The organism is Variovorax sp. GW821-FHT09B05 (genome assembly GCF_059418265.1).
In genome coordinates, this window is the sequence record NZ_JBWKPN010000011.1 from 160,754 (window position 1) to 177,853 (window position 17,100).

Sequence of the window (17,100 nt, forward strand, 5' to 3'; positions counted from 1 at the left end):
GTGCGTACTCTGCGTGCAAGCCCGTGGCCGCTCAATCCCCGAAAACAAGTAAAAAAGTTCGTGTGCTCCTCGGCCGGTACGTGGAGGACAGGTCGCTCCGGTCTGTCCGCGGACCGTTCGGCATCGGAGAATTTTTAGACGTCGTATAAACTTGGACGACGTTCAATATCAAGGTTTCCGCCTTGCCATCGCCCAAACTCCCCGAACCTCCCGGCCGTCGCGAGCGGCGGCGCGTCCAGACGCTCGACCACGTGGCGACCACCGCCATGCGGCTGTTCGAGACCCAGGGCTACGACGCCACCACGATGGAGCAGATCGCGCTGCAGGCCGACGTGGCCAAGGGCACGCTCTACAACCACTTCGCGACCAAGGAAGCGGTGCTCGCGCACTGGGTCCACATGGCGCTCGCGGCCGATACCGCGCGGCTGGCCGAGCTGGTCGGCGCGCCCGGCGGCTTCGAGGCGCGGCTCGCGCGCCTGCTCGAGGCCTCGGCCGCATGGTCGCAGCGCCATCGCGCCTACCTGCTCGACTACTTCCGTTTCCGCTTCCTCAACATCGAGTCCGAGATCGACGGCGGCGGCGATCCCGAGGGCCGGCCGCGCGACCTGATCGGGCTGTTCGCGCTGCTGATCCGCGAGGCGCAGCACGAAGGCAGCCTGCGCGCCGACCTCGCGCCCGAGCATCTCGCGCAGCTGCTGCACCACCTGTACTTCGGCGCGCTGATGCGCTGGCTCACGCTGCCGGGCCTGGAACTGGGCGAGGAGTTCGCGGCGATCGTCGCGGTCTTCGTCGACGGCACGCGCGCCGCCGGCAGGCCCGCGAGGAGGAAGCGCGCATGAAGATCGCGGTCGTCACCTACGGCACCGAGGGCGATGCGCGTCCGCTCGCCGCGCTGTGCCATGCGCTCGACGTGGCCGGCCATTCGACCTTGCTGCTGGCCGATGCGTCCACACTCGGCACCGCGCAGCGCCTGGGCGTGCGCTCGCAGGCGCTGGCCGGCGACATCCAGGGCGCGCTGGGCGCGAGCGGCGCGATCGCCAACGTGGTGGCGCAGAGCCACAACCCGGGCGCGGCCGCGAAGGCGCTCGCGGCCATCGCCAATGCCAATGCCGCAACCTGGCTGCGGCAGACCGTCGAGGCGGCGCGCGGCTGCGACGCCATCGTGTCGGCGGGCCTCGCGGCCTTCGTCGGGCTCTCGGCCGGCGATGCGCTGCGCGTGCCGGTGATCGGCGCGGGGATGTTTCCGCTCACGCCCACGCGCGATTTCGCCACGCCCTTCTTGCCGCCCGCGAAGGTGCCGCGCTGGCTGCACCGCACCAGCCACCGCTTCGTCAACGCGATGCTGTGGCGTGCCTTCCGCCCGGCGATCAATGCGGCGCGCGCCGAGGTCTGCGGCCTGCCCGCGCGCCGGAAGATCTGGGACGGGCACCCGATGCTCTACGGCTTCTCGCCGAGCCTGCTGCCGCGTCCGGCCGACTGGCCCGGCAACGCGGTCGCCTTCGGGCAGTGGATGCCGCCCGCCAGCGCGTGGCAGGTGCCCGCGGCGCTGCAGGCCTTTCTCGACGCCGGCGAAGCGCCGGTCTACCTGGGCTTCGGCAGCATGACGGGCTTCGATGCGGTGCGCATGCGCGCGACCCTGGTCGAGGCGATGGCGGGCCGGCGCACGGTGTTCAACCCGGGCTGGAGCGGCATGGCGGTGCAGGGGCTGCCCGCCAACTTCCACGCGGTGGGCGACGTGCCGCACGACTGGCTGTTCGCGCGCATGGCGGCGGTGGTGCACCACGGCGGTTCGGGCACCACGCATTCGGCGGCGCGTGCCGGCGTGCCCTCGGTGGTGGTGCCGTTCGCGGGCGACCAGTTCTTCTGGGCCCACCAGCTCGCGCGCGCCGGCGTGGCCCCCGCGGCGGTGGCCGGCACGCGGCTCACGGCGCAAAACCTGGCGCGCGGCATCGCCTGGACCGACGACGCGGCGGTGCGCTCGCGGGCGCGCGAACTCGGCGAGCGCATGCGCGCCGAGCAGGGGCTGGCGCGCGCCGTGGCCTTCATCGAGGCCACGCTCGCGCGCTGATCAGGGGCGCACCAGCGGGATCTGCAGGTTGGTCGGCCGGTTCTGCTCGGTGTCGAAGCCGCGGCCGTCGATGTGGCGCGCGCCCCAGAACAGCATGTCGCCGTGCAGGTAGACGAGGTCGTACTCCATGAAGTGGCGGCCCGCGGCCAGGCCGAAGGGCGCGAAGCTCTTGCCGAACACGCTCTGCGTGCCGTTGAGTTCCCACTTCGCATAGCCCTGGCTCGCCACCTGGTTCAGCAGGTCGGCGAAGCCCTGGATCAGCGGCGTGACCTCGTAGGCCTCGTCGGCCACGAAGTCCACCTTCTGCGCGCCGGCCGCGATCGGGTGCGCGCAGCGCCACAGCATGTGGCCCTTGATGAGGATGCGTGCGAGCGGTACCGCGCCATTCGGGTCGGCCGAATTGACGATGGCGAGCTCGAAGCGGTCGTCGGGCAGGGCCTTGAAGGCACGCTTCAGGTAGAAGGGCTTGAGCGTGCCGTCGGCGTTCTTCGCGGCGCTGGGCCGGACTTCGGGCGCGATGCTGATCCAGTCGCCTTGAATGGCTTGCTTGGTCTGTTCCTCGGTCATGGGTCTGCTCTGGTTGGAAGAAGAAGAGGGAAAAGAGGGAAGGGCGTTCGGCGCCGTGCCGCAGCCGGCAAGCGCCGCCGCGCAGGCGACCAGCGCCGTGGTGAAGGCCTTGCGGCCATGCGATGCAAGCGTTGTAGCCATGGTCGGACTCCAGGGAGGCCGGCAGTGTGCGGCGGGAGGCCGAACGCTCGTTAACCCAAATCGGCAAAATGCACGGGCCGGCGTACGCTGGCAGCCCACCGCCCCTTTGCCCACGCATGGCCCTCACCCTCGACCTGTTCGACGACTTCCATCTGCATGGCGCCTCCGCGCCCGAATGGCAGCAGCGCTACCTGCAGCTGTCGCAGGGCGTGATGCGCAGCACGCTGGCCGAGGCGGTCTCGGGCGGGGTGCACGTGTTCCGCAAGTGGATGAGCGAGCGCGTGGTGCAGCAGGGCTGCCTGCCCGCGGGACGGCTGTGCTTCGCGGTCGGCAACGGCCAGGGCGCGGGCGTTCCGCGCGTGCAGGGCCGCGCGCTCGAGGACCACAGCCTGTTCCTGCTGCGCGCGGGCGACGACTTCACCTTGCAGCGCCCGCGCGGCATGGAGCTGCTGGCCGTGACCTTCGAGGCCGAGCAGTTCCGCCGCCTGCTCGATGCGCGGCCGTTGCCGCCGCAGGCGCTGCGCCTGCTGTCGCAACCGGTGCTGCGCGCGCCGGCCGAAGCCGTGGCGCAATTGCGGCGCGCCTTGCTGGGGCTGGTGCAGGGCGGCGATGCCGCGGCCGAGGAAGCCGCCGCGCGCATCACCTTCGAGGCCTTGCATGCCGTGCTCGAGGGCGCGGCCGGCGCGCCGCCGGGCGTGGCGGGCAGCTCGGCCAGCTTCATCGTCTCGGAGTGCCATCGCATCGTGGCCGCCAGCGGTGCCGCGCCGCCCGACATCGATGCGCTGTGCCGGCGCCTGCGCACCAGCCGGCGCAGTCTGCAGAACGGCTTCCGGCAGATGGCCGACACGACGCCGGTGCATTACCTGCGCAGCCTGCGGCTCAATGCGGTGCGCGATCGCCTGCTGGCCACATTGCCCGCGCAACTGAGCGTGTCGCAGGCGGCCGAGGCGCAGGGCTTTCATCAATTGAGCCATTTCTCGCAGCGCTACAAGGCGCTGTTCGGCGAGTTGCCGTCAGCGACGCCGCGCGCCGGGGCGTAGCGATCTCGCAATTCCCGACGACACGGGGACTCTTCGGGCGATGCTCAATTGAGGCCAGCGCCGGTTCGCATCCGGCGCGGTGCCGAGATGAAGACAGACCGTCGATCGATGTCTCTGCGTCGCTGCGCAATTCAGGTCAGCCCAAAAAAAGACATGCGGCCGCAAGGGCCGCATGTGCAATTCGAAAACGCCGAAGCGGGCTTCGGGATGGCGCGCTGGTGGTAGCAGGGCTTCCCGAAGACCGTCGCTTTATTTCGCGAGCAGTTCGTCGGGCGACTTGCCTGCTTCGAGCGCGGCCTTGAACCAGCCGGGACGCGGACCACGGCCACTCCACACATTGCCCTGGTCGTCACGGAACTTGGGCGCATTGCCCGTGGCTGCCTTGCGACCTTTGCGGCCCTTGCGCGCGGCGGGCTTCGCCGCGGCGGCCGGACGGCCCGGCGAGCGACCGAAACCCAGTTCGGCGGCCGTGAAGCCATACACCTCGATGGCTTCGCGGATGCGTTCGAGAACGCCGTCCGCTTCCTTCTTGCGAAGCTGATCCGCTTCTTTCTGGAGTTGTTCGATTTGCTTCTGGACCTGTTGGAATGTCTTGGCCATGGAGATGCTTTGTATTGGAGTGAAGAGAGAGGAGAGCAGGCGAGATTAGGCCGCGAACGCATTTTTCGTTGTCAGCAATTGTCGCAAGATCGAAATCAGGACAGGTTGCCGACAGGTGGTCTGCAAAAAAAGCATCCGTTGGCCGATCGCCAATCCGTGCCGGCTTTCGGATCCGGCCCGCCGACTTTATCTGATTGGCAACCGGAATTCGGATTCCATTTTGGGAATTGGGGAGTTTGCCAACGCATCGACCGGCGCATTGGGAATCCGGCCGGCGGCAGTCGTGGCCGGGTGCGGACTGCACATCAATAGCTTCCCCGATCGATGAATGCATTCGACTTCATCGCAGCCGCGAGTGGCTCGGCATTGTGCGGCGCGCCATTCGCGCGGATCTTCGAGTCCGCAATTGGGCGGGCACAAAGAACGCCGCCGGGAATATTCAGATCCTCGTGTTCGGGGCGCGATCGGAAATCCCAATTCGCAAAGTCCACCCAATTCCGGTGGGGATCGCGAGACCCGCCGTCAGCCGGGGGTTATCGCCCGTCGGCCAGGAACGATCGCGGATCGACCGCGCGCCCGCCCACGCGAACCTCGAAATGCAGCTTGACCCGGTCCGCGTCGGTATTGCCCATCTCGGCGATCTGCTGGCCCTTCTGCACGGTCTGGCCCTTCTTCACCAGCGCGGTGCGCAGGTGGGTGTAGACCGTCATGCGCGAGCTGCCGTGGTCGATCATGAGCACGTTGCCGTAGCCGCGCAGGGTCTCGCTGACCGTGACCACGCCCCTGGTCGCGGCGACCACCGGCTCGCCGAGCTTGCCGGCGATGTCGACGCCCTTGTTGCTGCCGCCGTTGAAGCCGGCGATCACCTGGCCCTGCGCGGGCCAGGCCCAGTCGCCGGTGCCGACGCGCGAGGGCGGCGGGCCCGATTCGCGCGGGGCCGGCGGCACGGGCCGCTTCGAGGGTTCGCGCTCGCCGCCTGCTGCGGTGCGCGGCGGCGGTTCCGACGCGCCGCCCGGCGGCACGATGCGCAGCACCTGGCCGACCTCGAGCTTGTCCGGGTCGTCGATGCCGTTCCAGCGCGAGATGTCCTGCATCCGGCGGCCGGTCTTCGAGGCGATGCGGTACAGGGTGTCGCCCGGCTGCACCACGTAGTTGCCGGGACCGCGTGCATCGCTCTTTTCGACGGGCGCGTTGCCCGGGGATGGGGTGGAGCAGCCCGCGATGGCCAGCGCCATCGTCAGTGCCACGAGCGGCGCGGCGTGCCTGCGCCAGTTCCTGCCTGTCGAAACCAAAACCGGATACCTCCTGGATCAAAAGCCGCCGTGCGCGGCGGGGCATGATCGCACGAGGCGGCGGCGGGCCGTCCGGAAGGCGGCCGCGAGCCGGCGTAGGAGGCCGGGAGGCTCAGGCGATGACGTTGAACCAGCGCGTGGCGCTGGCGCCGTCGATGCGCGCTTCCTGCCGCGCATGGGCGGCCTGTTCGAGCACCGCCGTGACCGGCCGCGCCGGATCGCCGATGGCGAAGCCGACCTTGCAGTCCAGCCCGTGGCCGAGCGCCCGCGCGCCGCGCACCAGCGAGGAGCCGACGCGTTCGGCGGCCTGCGCCAGCCCGTCGCGCGGGCCGGTCAGCACGATGACGAAGGTGTCGGCGTCCACGCGCCCGCAGGCGTCGCCGGGCCGCACCGAGCGGCGCATGCGGCCGACGAAGGCCTGCAGCAGCCGTTCGGCCGCTTCCTCGCCGAGGCGGTCGCGCGCCGCGGCGAGGCCGCCGAGCTCGACGCTGATCGCGCACCAGAGGAAGCCGGGGCTGTTCTCGGCCACGCTGCGCGCCTGCCGCACCTGCGCGAGGAAGACCTCGGGCAGCGGCAGGCCGGTGGTGTCGTCGCGCGCCATGTCCTCGGGCGCTGGCGCCACCTCGGCGGCCACGCCGGGCTTGGGCATGGCCTCGGCCGCGGGGCCGGGCACGGTGAGCGCGCGCGCGGTGGCGCTGGGCACCACCACGTCGGGCACGTTGAGGAACGCGGGCCGGAACTCGCGGTTGAGCCGGCGCGCGATCAGTGCCGAGGCGGCCAGGCCCAGCACGATCAGGCAGCTGCCCATGCCGAGCAGCGAGGCCAGCGGGTTGCGGGCGCTGCGGTTCAGGGTGTCCTCGGGCACGCCGACCGCGACCCACCAGGCGGTGCCGGGCACCGGCGCGATGGTGGAGAGCACCTTCAGGCCGTCGAGCGTGAGCGTGCTGCTGACGCTGCGGTCGGCGCCGGCGATCTTCTGCCGCAGCTGCGGCGTGGCGTGATGGCCGAGGTAGCGGTCCTCGTCGCGCGAGCGCGCGACCACCTTGCCGCTGGCGTCGACCAGCGAGGCGATCCAGCCCTCGGGCCAGATCTGTTCGCGCAGCACCACGCCGAAGCCCTCGGGCCGCAGGCTGGCGCGCGCGATCGCGGCATCGGCCAGCGCGTTCGGGTTGTACTGGCGGTAGAGGGCATGGAGCGCGGCCGAGGTCTCGCCCGAGGCCAGCACCTCGAAGCGCTGGCCCGCGCCGGGCAGGGCGGCGAGCTGGTGGACGTCGGCGCGCAGGCGGTCGGCCTCGCGCGCCATCGCGGCGGCGGTGCTGTTGGCCTTGTCGAGCAGCAGCTGGCGCTCGCGGGCCTCGGCCTGGTCGCCCATGCGCGTGGTGACGTAGACGCTGAAGACCAGCATCGGCACGAGCACGAAGAGCTGGACCGCGATCAGCCAGGGAATGAAGCTCGCCGGGCGCGAGGGCGCGCTTCCCGGCGGGAAAGTGGTGCGTTGGAAGAAGCCGATCCGGTTCATGGCAGGTGTGCGCTGCGCTGGAGCCTGAATGTAACCTTTGGCCTTAAGAAAAGGTCACTAATTGTTGCCCGGTGCGGGGGCTTTTTTCACGCCCCGGCGACCGGCGGTGTTTGGCGCGGGTGCCGGCGGCGGTGCCGGGGCGTCCTGCCGCTCCTGGCGGGCGGCCGTGATCATGGCGTCGAGCAGGCCCGGGAAGCGCCGTGCGAGGTCGTCGCGCCGCAGCCGCATGTAGCGCGCGGTGCCCTCGGCACGGGTCTGCGTCAGGCCCGATTCGCGCAGCCGTGCCAGGTGGTAGGACAGCCGCGACTTCGATCCCAGCCCCAGGAAGCTCGAGCAGTTGAGCTCGGTGTGCTCGTCCAGCAGCAGCAGGATGCGGCGGCGCGTGGCATCGCGCAGGGCGTCGTAGACGGCCGACAGGTCGATGTCTTCGGTGGCCGGGTGCGGGAGCTCGGGGGTCGACATGGCGCAGCAGGGTAACCCAGCGACACCTTCGCGTTAAGCCGAAGGACCGCAAGGGCCTCGAAGTTCAACGGTTATTGAACAAAGGCCGGCTTCGCAGTACGCTCGCGGCCCTTGTTCAACAGTCGTTGAACCAACCGGAGAGAAACGGATGCTGACAAAACTGGTGTGGCTGATGGCGGGCGCATTCGCCATCGGCACCGAGGGCTTCGTGATCGCGGGCATCCTGCCCGCGGTGTCGCGCGACCTGCACGTGACCATCGCGCAGGCGGGCCACCTGGTGATGGCCTTCGCCTTCACCTATGCGATCGCGGCGCCGGTCACGGCCACCTTGACCGCGAGCTGGCCGTTCGGCCGGCAACTGCGGCTGGCGATGGGCGGCTTCACGCTTGCCAACGTGATCGCCGCGCTCGCGCCGGGCTTCACGGCGCTGCTGATCGCGCGCGTGCTGCTGGCGCTGTTCGCGGGGCTGTTCATGGCGGCGGCGGGTTCGTACGCGGCCGCCTCGTCCGAGCCGTCGCGGCGCGGCCGGGCGCTGGCGCTGCTCTACATGGGCATGACGGCCGCGACCGTGCTCGGCGTGCCGCTGGGCACCTGGGTCGGCAACAGCTTCGGCTGGCGCGCCACCTTCTGGATGATCGGCCTGCTGTCGCTGGTGTCGCTGCTCGGCCTGACCCGGCTGCGCCCGTTTACCGTGCCCTGGCCCGTGCCCAGCCTGCGCGAGCGGCTGCGCATCGCCGCGCGGCCCGACGTGCTGATGACGCTGGGCGTCACGCTGGTCTGCTTCGCGGGCATCTTCGCCGTCTACACCTACCTGTCGCCGCTGCTGCGGCTGGTGGCGGGACTGTCGGACGACGGCGTGGCGCTGGCGCTGCTCTCGTTCGGCGTCTGCGGCGCCATCGGCAACCTGCTGGGCGGCCACATGGCCGACCGCTTCGGTGCGCTGCGCGTGGGCGGCCTGGCGCTGGCCGCGCTGGGCCTGGTGCAGGCCGGCCTGGCCTGGGTCGCGCATGCGGCGCCGCCGCAGGTCGCGGTCTACCTAGTGTTCGGGCTGATCATGGCCTGGGGCGTGGTGGGCTGGTCGTTCCCGCCGGTGCAGCAGGTCACCTTGGTGCAGCAGGCACCGCAGGCGGTGTCGGTGGTGCTGTCGCTCAATGCCTCGGCGATGTACTTCGGCATCGCGCTGGGCGCATGGTTCGGTTCGCTGGTGGTGGCGGCCGAGCAGGTGCGCTCGCTGCCCTGGGTGGGCGCCGCGGGCGTGTTCGCGGCGGCCGGCCTCGCGGCCGTGGTGCGCGGCCGGTTGCGGCGCGCGGCCCGGCGCGCGCAGGCCGCGCCGCTGCCGGCCTGAACCTGTTCTCAGGCGGCCTGCAGCGCCGCGAAGCCGCGCCCGAGGTCGGCCACCAGGTCGGCCGGCGCCTCGAGCCCGACGTGCAGCCGCACCACCGCGCCGCGCGCGCTCCAGTCGCTCACGCTGCGCGCCGCGCGCATGTTGGCCCAGGCCACCAGGCTCTCGTAGCCGCCCCAGGACGAGCCGCGCCCGAACAGCGAGAGCGCGTCGACCAGCCGCTCGACCGCGGCCGGCGCGATCTCGGGCCGCAGCTCGAAGGACAGCAGCCCGTTGGTGCCGCTGCAGTCGCGCCGCCAGAGATCGTGGCCCGGATGCGTGGGCAGCGCGGGGCAGAACACGGTCGCCACCTCGGGCCGGGCCTGCAGCCAGCGCGCGACCTCGAGCGCATGCTGCTCGTGCAGGCGCAGCCGCGCCGACAGCGTGCGGATGCCGCGCAGCACCAGCCAGGCGTCGTCGGGGCTCACGGTCATGCCGAAGGCGTCGCAGCGCTCGTTGAGCGCGCGCCAGGCCTCGCGCGTGGTAGCCACCGTGCCCATCATCACGTCGGAGTGGCCCGAGAGGTACTTGGTGGCGGCCATCAGCGAGATGTCAGCGCCGAGTGCGAGCGGGCGGTACTGCAGGCCCGAGCCCCAGGTGTTGTCGGCCGCCAGCAGCGCGCCGCGCGCATGCGCGAGCGCGGCCAGCCTCGGCAGGTCGCACATCTCGTAGACCAGCGAGCCCGGGCACTCGGCGTAGACCAGCCGCGTCGCGGGCTCGAACAGCTGCTCGATGCCGCTGCCGTCGGCCGCGAAGAAGCTGCAGCGGATGCCGTAGGGATCGAGGAAGGAATGCACCAGGTGGCGCGCCGGTTCGTAGACGCTGTCGGACATCAGCACGTGGTCGCCAGGCTTGAGGTAGGACAGCAGCACCATGCCGATGGCCGCGAGGCCGGTGGGAAAGAGCCGCGTGCGGTAGCCGCCCTCGAGCTCGCTGACCGCATCCTCGAGCGCGAAGGTGGTGGGCGTGCCGCGCGCGCCGTAGCTGAACACGCGCTCCTCGCCGCGCCGCGCGCGGGCGTCGCGCATCGCGGCCACGCTGTCGAACACCACCGTGCTCGCGCGCACCAGCGGCGGGTTGACCGGCGCGCCGCCCGCATGGGCCGGGTGCTTGCCGAGGTGGGCGATGCGGGTCTCGAGCGACAGGCCGGAGGGATCGGTGGGCGAGGCGGGCATGGGCATCTTGTCTCGTTGTGACGTCGTCGATGCTAGTCGGCGCGCGCGCCCGACAGCTTGACGATGCGCGACCAGCGCTCGATGTCCTGCCGCAGCTGCGCGGCGAAGGCCTCGGGCGTGTTCGCGACCACCTCGCTGCCGCCATCGGTCACCTGTTTGTTCACCTCGGGCAGGTGCAGGGTGCGCACGATCGCCTCGTTGAGATAGGCCACGCGCTCGGGCGGCGTGCCGGCCGGCGCGAAGAAGCCGTACCAGTCCTCGAAGCGCGCGTTGGCATAGCCGAGCTCCTCGAGCGTGGGGACCTTCGCGAACACGCCGATGCGGCGCGGGCTGGTCACGGCCAGCACGCGCAGCTTGCCGTTCTGCACCATGCCCGCCACCGAGGCGGTGGAGGTCACGAGCACGTCGACCTGGCCGCCGAGCAGGTCGGTGAGCGCGGGGCCGGCGCCCTTGTAGGGCACGTGCGTCATGTCGACGCCGTTGTCCTTCTGCAGCACCACGCCGACCAGGTGCGAGAGCGTGCCGTTGCCCGGCGTCGCATAGGTGAGCTTGCCGGGGCTGGCCTTGGCCTTCGCGGCCAGGTCGGCGAAGGACTTGAGCGGCGAGTTCGCCTCCACCACCAGCGCGAGCGGTGCCGCGTTGATCTGCGTGATCGGCACGAAGTTCTTGACCGGATCGAAGCCCGGCGCCGCGTACAGCGCGGGGTTCACCGCCATGATCGAGACCTGCGAGGTCAGCACGGTGTAGCCGTCGGCCTTGGCGTCGGCCACCGCCTTGGCGCCGATGTTGCCGCCCGCGCCGCCGCGGTTGTCGACCACGGCCGGCTGGCCCGTGATCTCGGCCAGGCGCGTGGTCACCAGGCGCGCGGTGGCGTCGTTGCCGCCGCCGGGCGGGAACGGCGAGATGAAGCGGATCGCCTGCGTGGGGTAGCCGTTGCGCGCGGGCAGCGGGTCGGCCGCCGCGCCCTGCAGCACGAGGGCCGCGCTCCACGCGGCGGCGAACAACCAGCGCGCGCGGCGCATGCGGGACGGACGGTGCGTGGAAAGGCCGGAAGCAGTCGACATGGTGAACTCCTGGACGGAACGAACGAGGACGAGCGAAACCGGACCGTGGCGCGAAGCCACGGTCGGTGGACTGACGGGGAAGGGTTCGAGGGCTAGGCCTGCGGCGCGCCCGGCAATCGGAAGGCGGCGCGCTCCTGCGCGTCGAGCTGCGCGACCAGGCCGGTCTCCCAGGCGAGGTAGCGGCGCGCGGCCTCCTTGTTGCCGTCGTGGCGGTCGTGCACGAAGAACAGGTAGTCGATGCAGTCGGCATCGCCGGGCAGCGCGGGCGTGGCCTCGAGCGGCAGCCCGGCGGCGCGCCACGCGGCGATGCCGCCTTCGAGCAGCAGTGGCGCTGCATGGTCCGCGAGCTCGGAGGCGGCGGCCCAGGCGGCGAGTGCCGGATCGTCGGCCACCAGCACCAACTGGCGCGTCTCGCCACGCAGGTCGTCGGCCAGCCGTGGCCGGATCGACCAGCGCGCACCCGCGATGTGACCGGCGCGGAACGCCATGCCCGGCCGCAGGTCGACCAGCGCGACTTCGCCGCTCGCGATGCGCGCCGACAGCGCGTGCGCGTCGATCGTTGCGAGCGGCTTCGGCGCAGGCGCGGCAACCGCCTCGAGCGCCAGCCCGCTCGCGAGCCCGCCCTCGAGCACGCTCGCGTCGTGGCCCATCTGGCGCAGCCAGCTCGCGACCGTGGGCGCGCGCACGCCGTCGCTGTCGAACAGCACCAGCCGCGCGCCGCGCACGCCCAGGTACTGGTCGGCCGCCTGCAGCAGCTGCCCGCCCGGCGTGTGCTGCGCGCCGGGCAGGCTGCCGGCCGCGAATTCCTCGGGCGTGCGCACGTCGCACAGGAACAGGCTGCGGCCCGCGTCGCCGGCCCAGTCGCGCACCGTGCGCGCATCGACCGTGGGCGCGCCGAAGCGCGCGGCCAGCGCCTGCGCGGCACCGCGCAGTTCGGTGGTGCCGCTGTCGTCGGCATAGCGCTCGGTGCCGCCGTGCGCGAGCGCATGGTCGGCCAGGTACCAGCCCTGCGTGCCGTTCTCGAGCGCATAGACCGGGTTCGGAACGCCGAGGTTGATCAGCGTCTGCGCACCGATGATGCTGCGCGTGCGGCCCGCGCAGTTGACGACGATGGTCGTGCGCTCATCGGGCACGAGCCGGCGCACGCGGTAGGCGAGCTCGCCGTTGGGGCAGCAGGTCGCGCCCGGGATGTTCATCTTGAAGAACTCGCTCACGGGCCGGCCGTCGAGCACCACCACGTCGTCGCGGCGCGCGAGCATGGCGGCGAGTTCGTCGGCGCCGATGCGCGGCGTGTGATAGGCCTCCTCGGCCAGTTCGCCGAAGGTCTTCGAGGGCAGGTTCACGCCCGCGAACAGCGCGTGGCCCGCGGCCTGCCAGGCGCGCGTGCCGCCTTCGAGCACGTGCACGTCGCTGTAGCCGAGCGCCCGCAGGCGTTCGGCGGCGCGCTCCGCGACACCCCGGCTCTGCGCGTCGCCGCCGTCGTAGGTCACGACGCGCACGCCGCGGCGTGGCAGCAGGCGCGGCGCATCGAGCTCGAGCCGGCTGAAGGGAAGCGGCACGCCGTAGAACAGGTGCGACTCGCCGTACTGGCCGTGCTCGCGCACGTCGAGCAGCGCGATCTCGCCGCCGTCGTGCAGCCAGCGCTTGAGGGTCTTCGGGTCGATGGAGGTCATGGGGAGCGGAAAGGAAGAAGGCGAGGGAACCGGTTCAGCGCCGCGTCTGCACGCCGATGCCCATGGTCTGGCAGGTGCCGGCCGCGAGGTCGTAGGCGGTGCGGCGGTCCAGTGTCTCGAGCGCGCGGCCGTACATGTGCAGGTGGCGGATGGTCTGCTCGCCCTGGATCTCGACCGAGTGGATGTCCTCGGGCATCAGCGCGATGCCGGCGCCGGGCGCGACCACCACCAGCGCGGTCTCCTCGAGTCGGCCCACGCCAGGCACCGAGCCGTCGTCCAGCCGTTGGTAGACGCGGTTGTGCTCGGTGCCCTCCACCGCGGCGATGCAGGCCCAGGTCGTGTGGTTGTGCGGCACGATGCGCTTGCCGGGACGCATCACGTTGAGATAGAGCGCATAGCTCTGGTCGGCGTCCTCGGCGATCAGGTAGCGCGCCTGGTGTTCGCCGGGCTCGGGCGGCGGGTAGTCGCCGGCCTGCCAGTACTCGGTGCGGGCCGCCAGGCCCTGCAGTGCTTCGAGCACCTCGGCCAGCTTCTCGCGCGTCGGTTCACCGCCGTCGATGGTTTTCTTCATCTGGCCGATGGCGTTCTGGACGGCCTCGCGGCGCGGGGCGGATGCGGTGCTCATGCGGTTTCTCCTGTGGGGATGCCTGATTTCTGTGCAGCCACTGTAGTGAGCCCGGCGCCACCGAACAATCCAGCACGGGCGCAAAACACATCAATAAAATTAATGGATGCCCACGCTCGACCTCGAACTGCTGCGCACGCTCGCGGCCGTCGTCACCCATCGCAGCTTCGCCGCCGCGGCGGTGCATCTGGACCGCACGCAGTCGGCCGTCACGCAGCAGATGCAGCGGCTCGAGGAGCAGATCGGCCATCCGCTGTTCGCCAAGCAGGGCCGGCAGAAGCGGCTGACCGAGCACGGCCAGCGCCTGCTCAACTACGCGCACCACCTGCTGGCGCTCAATGACGAGGCGCTGCGCAGCCTGCGCGAGGGCCAGCTCGAGGGCAACCTGCGCATCGGCGCGCCGCACGACGTGGCCGAGACCATGCTGCCGCTGCTGCTGACCGAGGTGGCGCGCACCTCGCCGCTGCTGCAGCTCGACATCCACGTGGCGCGCAGCCCCTACCTCATGACCTCGCTCAAGCGCGGCGAGGTCGACATGATCATCTCGAACCGCATCGACACCCAGTTCGAGGGCGTGGTGCTGCGCAACTCGCCGACCGTGTGGCTGTGCGCCGCGGGCTACGTGCACGACCGCGCGAAGCCGGTGCCGCTGATCATGGCCGACGGGCCCAGCATCTTCCGGCGCATCGGCCACGAGGCGCTCGACGCGGCCGGCGTGCCCTGGACGCCGCGCTACACCTCCTCGAGCCTGATCGGCATCAAGGCGGCGCTGCGCGCGGGGCTCGGCGTGACGGCGCGCGGCGTGGAGCAGCTCGACGCGGGCCTGCGCGTGCTCGGCGTGGGCGACGGCATGCCGCGGCTGCCCGACCTGGCCTACCACCTCTACGTGCGCAGCCACGTGGTGAACCCGGTCACGCGGCAGGTGTTCGAGCACCTGAAGAAGCACCTGCGGCTGCCGCGCACCGACGCGGCGGCCTGAACCGAGGGCTCAGCGCGCCGCGGTCGAGGCGTGGGTGTCCTGCTTGGCGCGGTACATCGCCTGGTCGGCGGCCGCGAGCAGGTCCTGCGGCAGCTCGCCGCCGCTGCCCAGCGCGATGCCCACCGACACGCCGATCAGCGTGCTCGCGCGCGCCAGCTGCAGCGGCTCGGCGATCGCCGCGATGCAGCGCTGCGCCAGCACCTGCGCGCCCTGTTCCACGGGCTCGGCGAGGCCGGTGGCGAGCAGCACGAACTCGTCTCCGCCGATGCGCGCCACGGTGTCGGTCTGCCGCACCAGCGCCTGCAGCCGGCCCGCGATCTCGCGCAGCGCGAGGTCGCCGGCCTCGTGGCCCAGGGTGTCGTTGAGCCGCTTGAAACCGTCGAGGTCCAGGTAGAGCACCGCCACCTGCTGCCCATGGCGCGCGGCCTGGGCCAGCGCCTGCTGCAGCCGCTCGTCGAGCAGCTTGCGGTTGGGCAGGCCGGTCAGCGTGTCGTGGTGGGCCAGCCGCGCCAGCGCCTGCTGGTTGTCGACCAGCTTGGCCAGCAGCCGGTTGAAGGCCTGCGTCAGGTGGCCGATCTCGTCGTCGCGCACCACGCGCAGCGGTGCCAGCGGCAGCTCGCCGCGCGTCATGCGGTCGGCCTGGTCGGCGGCGCGCAGCAGCGGGCGCAGCAGCCAGGTCATGATCAGGCCGATCACGATCAGCACCATCGTCACGGCCGGCGCGCGCTGCTGCAGGATGAAGGCCTGCATGCGCGCCACCGGCGCCAGCGCCTCCGACACCGGCAGCCGCGCCACCACGAACCAGCCGGTGGTCGGCACCGAGGCGATGGCCGAGATCTCGTCGATGCCCCTGGCGTTGCGCGTCGTGCCGCTGCCGCGGTAGCCCGCCATCGCGCGGTCGTGCAACGGGTTCACGCCGTCGGGCGGGGTGGGGGTGAGCATCATCGTCGCATCGGTCGAGGCGACGAACAGCCGGTCGCGCGGCGAGATCACGAGGATGCCGCCGGCCTGGCCCACGCGGCCTTCGAGCAGGTGGTCGAGCAGGCCGTCGGCCGTGAGGTCGGCGGTGCCGAGCAGCACGGCCACCACGTCGCCGCGGCCGTCGCGCAGCGGCACGGCCATGGGCAGGGCCGCATGGTGCTGCGCGGTGGCCTGCGCCCGGCCCACCGCGCGCCGGCCGGCGCGCGCGGCCGCGAATTCCAGCGCCTCGGTCGCGAACTGGCCGTCCTGGTCGAGCCGCCTGCCGTCGGGCGTGGCGAGCGCCAGGCCGAGCGGGAACAGCGGGTTCAGCGCGCCGCGCTCCGCGAGCCAGGCGTGCAGCGGCGCGGGCTGCGCGAGCAGCTCGGGCGGCACGGCCTGCGCCAGCCGCTCGAGGAAGGCGAGCCGTTCCACCAGGTAGTTGTCGACGTCGCGCGCCACGTAGGCGGCCAGTGCCGTCTGCTGCGAGGCCACCGATTGCGTCAGGTCCTCGCGCAGGAAGCGGCTGAGCTGGATGTAGCTGGCGGCGGTGCCGACGATCGCCATCACCAGCCCCATCACCAGAAGGCGGACAACCAGGCTGCGAGCGGATGTTCGGAGAGTCACTCTGGCGGCGGGTCGTGAGGCGGGGAGGTGCGGGACTGTAGCCGAAGCCTCCGTGCCGCCGCCGCGGCGGGGGACTTCAGGTCGACCAGATGCGCGGCGTGGCGGCCGGCAGCGACCACAGCTCGGCGCGCCAGTCCTGCCACACCTGGCGCAGCAGCCGCATCGCGGGTTCGACCACCGGCGCGAGCACGCGCAGCACCACCACCTCGGCATGCGGGCTGGTGGCGCCCGCGCTGTCGGCCAGGCCCTGGGCCTCGATGCGTTCGCGCGCGAGCGCGAGCAGCGCCTCGCGCCGGGCGCGCGCGGCCGGCGTGCCCGCCACGTAGAACAGCGAGGCCAGGCAGCGGTGGCCGCCCAGGCCCAGCGGGCTTTGCAGCAGCCGGTGGTCGGCCGCGTCGATGCGGCCGCGCTCGAGCCACACGCCGGGCGCCTCGATGTGCTGCAGCAGGCTGCCGCGCTCGAAGGGCTGGCGCGCATGGGGCAGGCCCAGCGCCGTCACGTCCCAGCCGATCATCTCGGCGCCGGGCTCGGCCTCGATGGCGATGCGGTTCTCGGCCACGCAGCCGCTGTAGCAGATGGCCTCGAGCGGCAGCCATTCGAGCCGCGCGCCGGCCGCCAGCCGCAGCCGGGTGCGCTGCACCGCGCGCTCGCCCTCGCTGCGGTAGAAGCGCGAGGCGCCGGGCGTGGTCACCAGGCCATGGCTGCCGGCGGCGGCCTCGACCTCGATCTCGAGCGTGTCGCCGCCCACCAGCCCGCCCGGCGGATGCACCAGCACGTTGTGGCAGACGGTGTCGCCCTCGGGGTAGAGGCTCTGCAGGATGCGCAGCGGGCCGTCGTGGCGGAAGCGGGCGACGGTGCGGTCGGCTTCGTGTCGGTAGGAGAGATGGAGGCGGGCGTGCCAGGACATGCGGCGGAGTCTAGGTCCTCGCG

16 protein-coding genes are annotated in these 17,100 nt (G+C 71.8%); 5 read left to right on the forward strand and 11 right to left on the reverse strand.

Annotation, left to right across the window (positions count from 1 at the left end):
• The first annotated feature begins 182 nt into the window (after positions 1–182).
• Both AC07RM_RS26765 and AC07RM_RS26770 read left to right on the forward strand, forming a co-directional pair.
• On the forward strand, positions 183–839 hold the full coding sequence (locus AC07RM_RS26765; protein ID WP_495336497.1) for a TetR/AcrR family transcriptional regulator: 657 nt from the start codon (positions 183–185) through the stop codon (positions 837–839).
• Complete coding sequence (locus tag AC07RM_RS26770) at positions 836–2,068, forward strand: glycosyltransferase (RefSeq protein ID WP_495336498.1); 1,233 nt, start codon at positions 836–838, stop codon at positions 2,066–2,068. Before AC07RM_RS26765 ends, AC07RM_RS26770 begins: the two co-directional genes overlap by 4 nt.
• Here AC07RM_RS26770 and AC07RM_RS26775 read toward each other — a convergent pair whose 3' ends face one another.
• Entirely contained in the window at positions 2,069–2,776 is a 708-nt protein-coding gene (locus tag AC07RM_RS26775; protein ID WP_495336499.1) for a hypothetical protein, read from the reverse strand.
• A 116-nt stretch (positions 2,777–2,892) separates the two neighbouring features.
• On the opposite strand from AC07RM_RS26775, the gene AC07RM_RS26780 reads away from it, so the two are divergent.
• Complete coding sequence (locus tag AC07RM_RS26780) at positions 2,893–3,816, forward strand: helix-turn-helix domain-containing protein (protein WP_495336500.1); 924 nt, start codon at positions 2,893–2,895, stop codon at positions 3,814–3,816.
• 249 nt (positions 3,817–4,065) lie between these two features.
• On the opposite strand, the gene AC07RM_RS26785 is transcribed toward AC07RM_RS26780, so the two are convergent.
• The 4 genes from AC07RM_RS26785 to AC07RM_RS26800 all read right to left on the reverse strand — a co-directional run bounded on the left by AC07RM_RS26785 (position 4,066) and on the right by AC07RM_RS26800 (position 7,689).
• Entirely contained in the window at positions 4,066–4,416 is a 351-nt protein-coding gene (locus tag AC07RM_RS26785) for an H-NS histone family protein (protein WP_093340656.1), read from the reverse strand.
• A gap of 533 nt (positions 4,417–4,949) precedes the next feature.
• Positions 4,950–5,663 (reverse strand): peptidoglycan DD-metalloendopeptidase family protein, encoded by a 714-nt coding sequence (locus AC07RM_RS26790; RefSeq protein ID WP_256222326.1) that lies wholly within the window; start codon positions 5,661–5,663, stop codon positions 4,950–4,952.
• Positions 5,664–5,820: 157 nt separating this feature from the next.
• Complete coding sequence (locus AC07RM_RS26795; protein ID WP_495336501.1) at positions 5,821–7,227, reverse strand: sensor domain-containing diguanylate cyclase; 1,407 nt, start codon at positions 7,225–7,227, stop codon at positions 5,821–5,823.
• A gap of 57 nt (positions 7,228–7,284) precedes the next feature.
• Positions 7,285–7,689, reverse strand: coding sequence for an ArsR/SmtB family transcription factor (locus AC07RM_RS26800; RefSeq protein ID WP_490880004.1), 405 nt, complete (start codon positions 7,687–7,689; stop codon positions 7,285–7,287).
• 148 nt (positions 7,690–7,837) lie between these two features.
• On the opposite strand from AC07RM_RS26800, the gene AC07RM_RS26805 reads away from it, so the two are divergent.
• Positions 7,838–9,034: an MFS transporter gene (locus AC07RM_RS26805; protein WP_495336502.1), complete on the forward strand. Its 1,197-nt coding sequence runs from the start codon at positions 7,838–7,840 to the stop codon at positions 9,032–9,034.
• An 8-nt stretch (positions 9,035–9,042) separates the two neighbouring features.
• On the opposite strand, the gene metC is transcribed toward AC07RM_RS26805, so the two are convergent.
• From metC to AC07RM_RS26825, 4 genes are all read right to left on the reverse strand, one after another.
• A complete protein-coding gene (gene metC, locus AC07RM_RS26810; protein ID WP_495336503.1) occupies positions 9,043–10,245 on the reverse strand; it encodes a cystathionine beta-lyase in 1,203 nt (400 codons plus the stop codon).
• 32 nt (positions 10,246–10,277) lie between these two features.
• Positions 10,278–11,267, reverse strand: a complete 990-nt coding sequence (locus AC07RM_RS26815; RefSeq protein ID WP_495336578.1) for a Bug family tripartite tricarboxylate transporter substrate binding protein — start codon at positions 11,265–11,267, stop codon at positions 10,278–10,280.
• A gap of 134 nt (positions 11,268–11,401) precedes the next feature.
• A complete protein-coding gene (locus AC07RM_RS26820) occupies positions 11,402–12,982 on the reverse strand; it encodes a rhodanese-like domain-containing protein (protein ID WP_495336504.1) in 1,581 nt (526 codons plus the stop codon).
• 34 nt (positions 12,983–13,016) lie between these two features.
• Positions 13,017–13,607 carry a cysteine dioxygenase family protein gene (locus AC07RM_RS26825; protein WP_208510171.1) on the reverse strand — a complete coding sequence of 197 codons (591 nt, stop codon included), beginning with the start codon at positions 13,605–13,607 and terminating at the stop codon, positions 13,017–13,019.
• Between the two features lie 106 nt (positions 13,608–13,713).
• Between AC07RM_RS26825 and AC07RM_RS26830 the strand changes: the two genes are divergently transcribed.
• Positions 13,714–14,586 (forward strand): LysR substrate-binding domain-containing protein, encoded by an 873-nt coding sequence (locus tag AC07RM_RS26830; RefSeq protein WP_203202420.1) that lies wholly within the window; start codon positions 13,714–13,716, stop codon positions 14,584–14,586.
• A gap of 9 nt (positions 14,587–14,595) precedes the next feature.
• On the opposite strand, the gene AC07RM_RS26835 is transcribed toward AC07RM_RS26830, so the two are convergent.
• Together AC07RM_RS26835 and AC07RM_RS26840 are read right to left on the reverse strand one after the other, a co-directional pair.
• A complete protein-coding gene (locus AC07RM_RS26835) occupies positions 14,596–16,170 on the reverse strand; it encodes a diguanylate cyclase domain-containing protein (RefSeq protein ID WP_495336505.1) in 1,575 nt (524 codons plus the stop codon).
• A 76-nt stretch (positions 16,171–16,246) separates the two neighbouring features.
• The gene (locus tag AC07RM_RS26840) at positions 16,247–17,077 is read right to left on the reverse strand and encodes an urease accessory protein UreD (protein ID WP_495336506.1); all 831 of its coding nucleotides are present in this window, start codon (positions 17,075–17,077) and stop codon (positions 16,247–16,249) included.
• Between the last annotated feature and the right edge of the window lie 23 nt (positions 17,078–17,100).

Bases quoted from the DNA above. Each gene is read 5' to 3' on its own strand.
- AC07RM_RS26780 (WP_495336500.1), top strand. From the start codon at position 2,893: ATGGCCCTCACCCTCGACCTGTTCGACGACTTCCATCTGCATGGCGCC.
- AC07RM_RS26820 (WP_495336504.1), bottom strand. From the start codon at position 12,982: ATGACCTCCATCGACCCGAAGACCCTCAAGCGCTGGCTGCACGACGGC.
- AC07RM_RS26800 (WP_490880004.1), bottom strand. From the start codon at position 7,689: ATGTCGACCCCCGAGCTCCCGCACCCGGCCACCGAAGACATCGACCTG.
- AC07RM_RS26840 (WP_495336506.1), bottom strand. From the start codon at position 17,077: ATGTCCTGGCACGCCCGCCTCCATCTCTCCTACCGACACGAAGCCGAC.
- AC07RM_RS26815 (WP_495336578.1), bottom strand. From the start codon at position 11,267: ATGCGCCGCGCGCGCTGGTTGTTCGCCGCCGCGTGGAGCGCGGCCCTC.
- metC (WP_495336503.1), bottom strand. From the start codon at position 10,245: ATGCCCGCCTCGCCCACCGATCCCTCCGGCCTGTCGCTCGAGACCCGC.
- AC07RM_RS26830 (WP_203202420.1), top strand. From the start codon at position 13,714: ATGCCCACGCTCGACCTCGAACTGCTGCGCACGCTCGCGGCCGTCGTC.
- AC07RM_RS26825 (WP_208510171.1), bottom strand. From the start codon at position 13,607: ATGAGCACCGCATCCGCCCCGCGCCGCGAGGCCGTCCAGAACGCCATC.
- AC07RM_RS26770 (WP_495336498.1), top strand. From the start codon at position 836: ATGAAGATCGCGGTCGTCACCTACGGCACCGAGGGCGATGCGCGTCCG.
- AC07RM_RS26785 (WP_093340656.1), bottom strand. From the start codon at position 4,416: ATGGCCAAGACATTCCAACAGGTCCAGAAGCAAATCGAACAACTCCAG.
- AC07RM_RS26805 (WP_495336502.1), top strand. From the start codon at position 7,838: ATGCTGACAAAACTGGTGTGGCTGATGGCGGGCGCATTCGCCATCGGC.
- AC07RM_RS26795 (WP_495336501.1), bottom strand. From the start codon at position 7,227: ATGAACCGGATCGGCTTCTTCCAACGCACCACTTTCCCGCCGGGAAGC.
- AC07RM_RS26775 (WP_495336499.1), bottom strand. From the start codon at position 2,776: ATGGCTACAACGCTTGCATCGCATGGCCGCAAGGCCTTCACCACGGCG.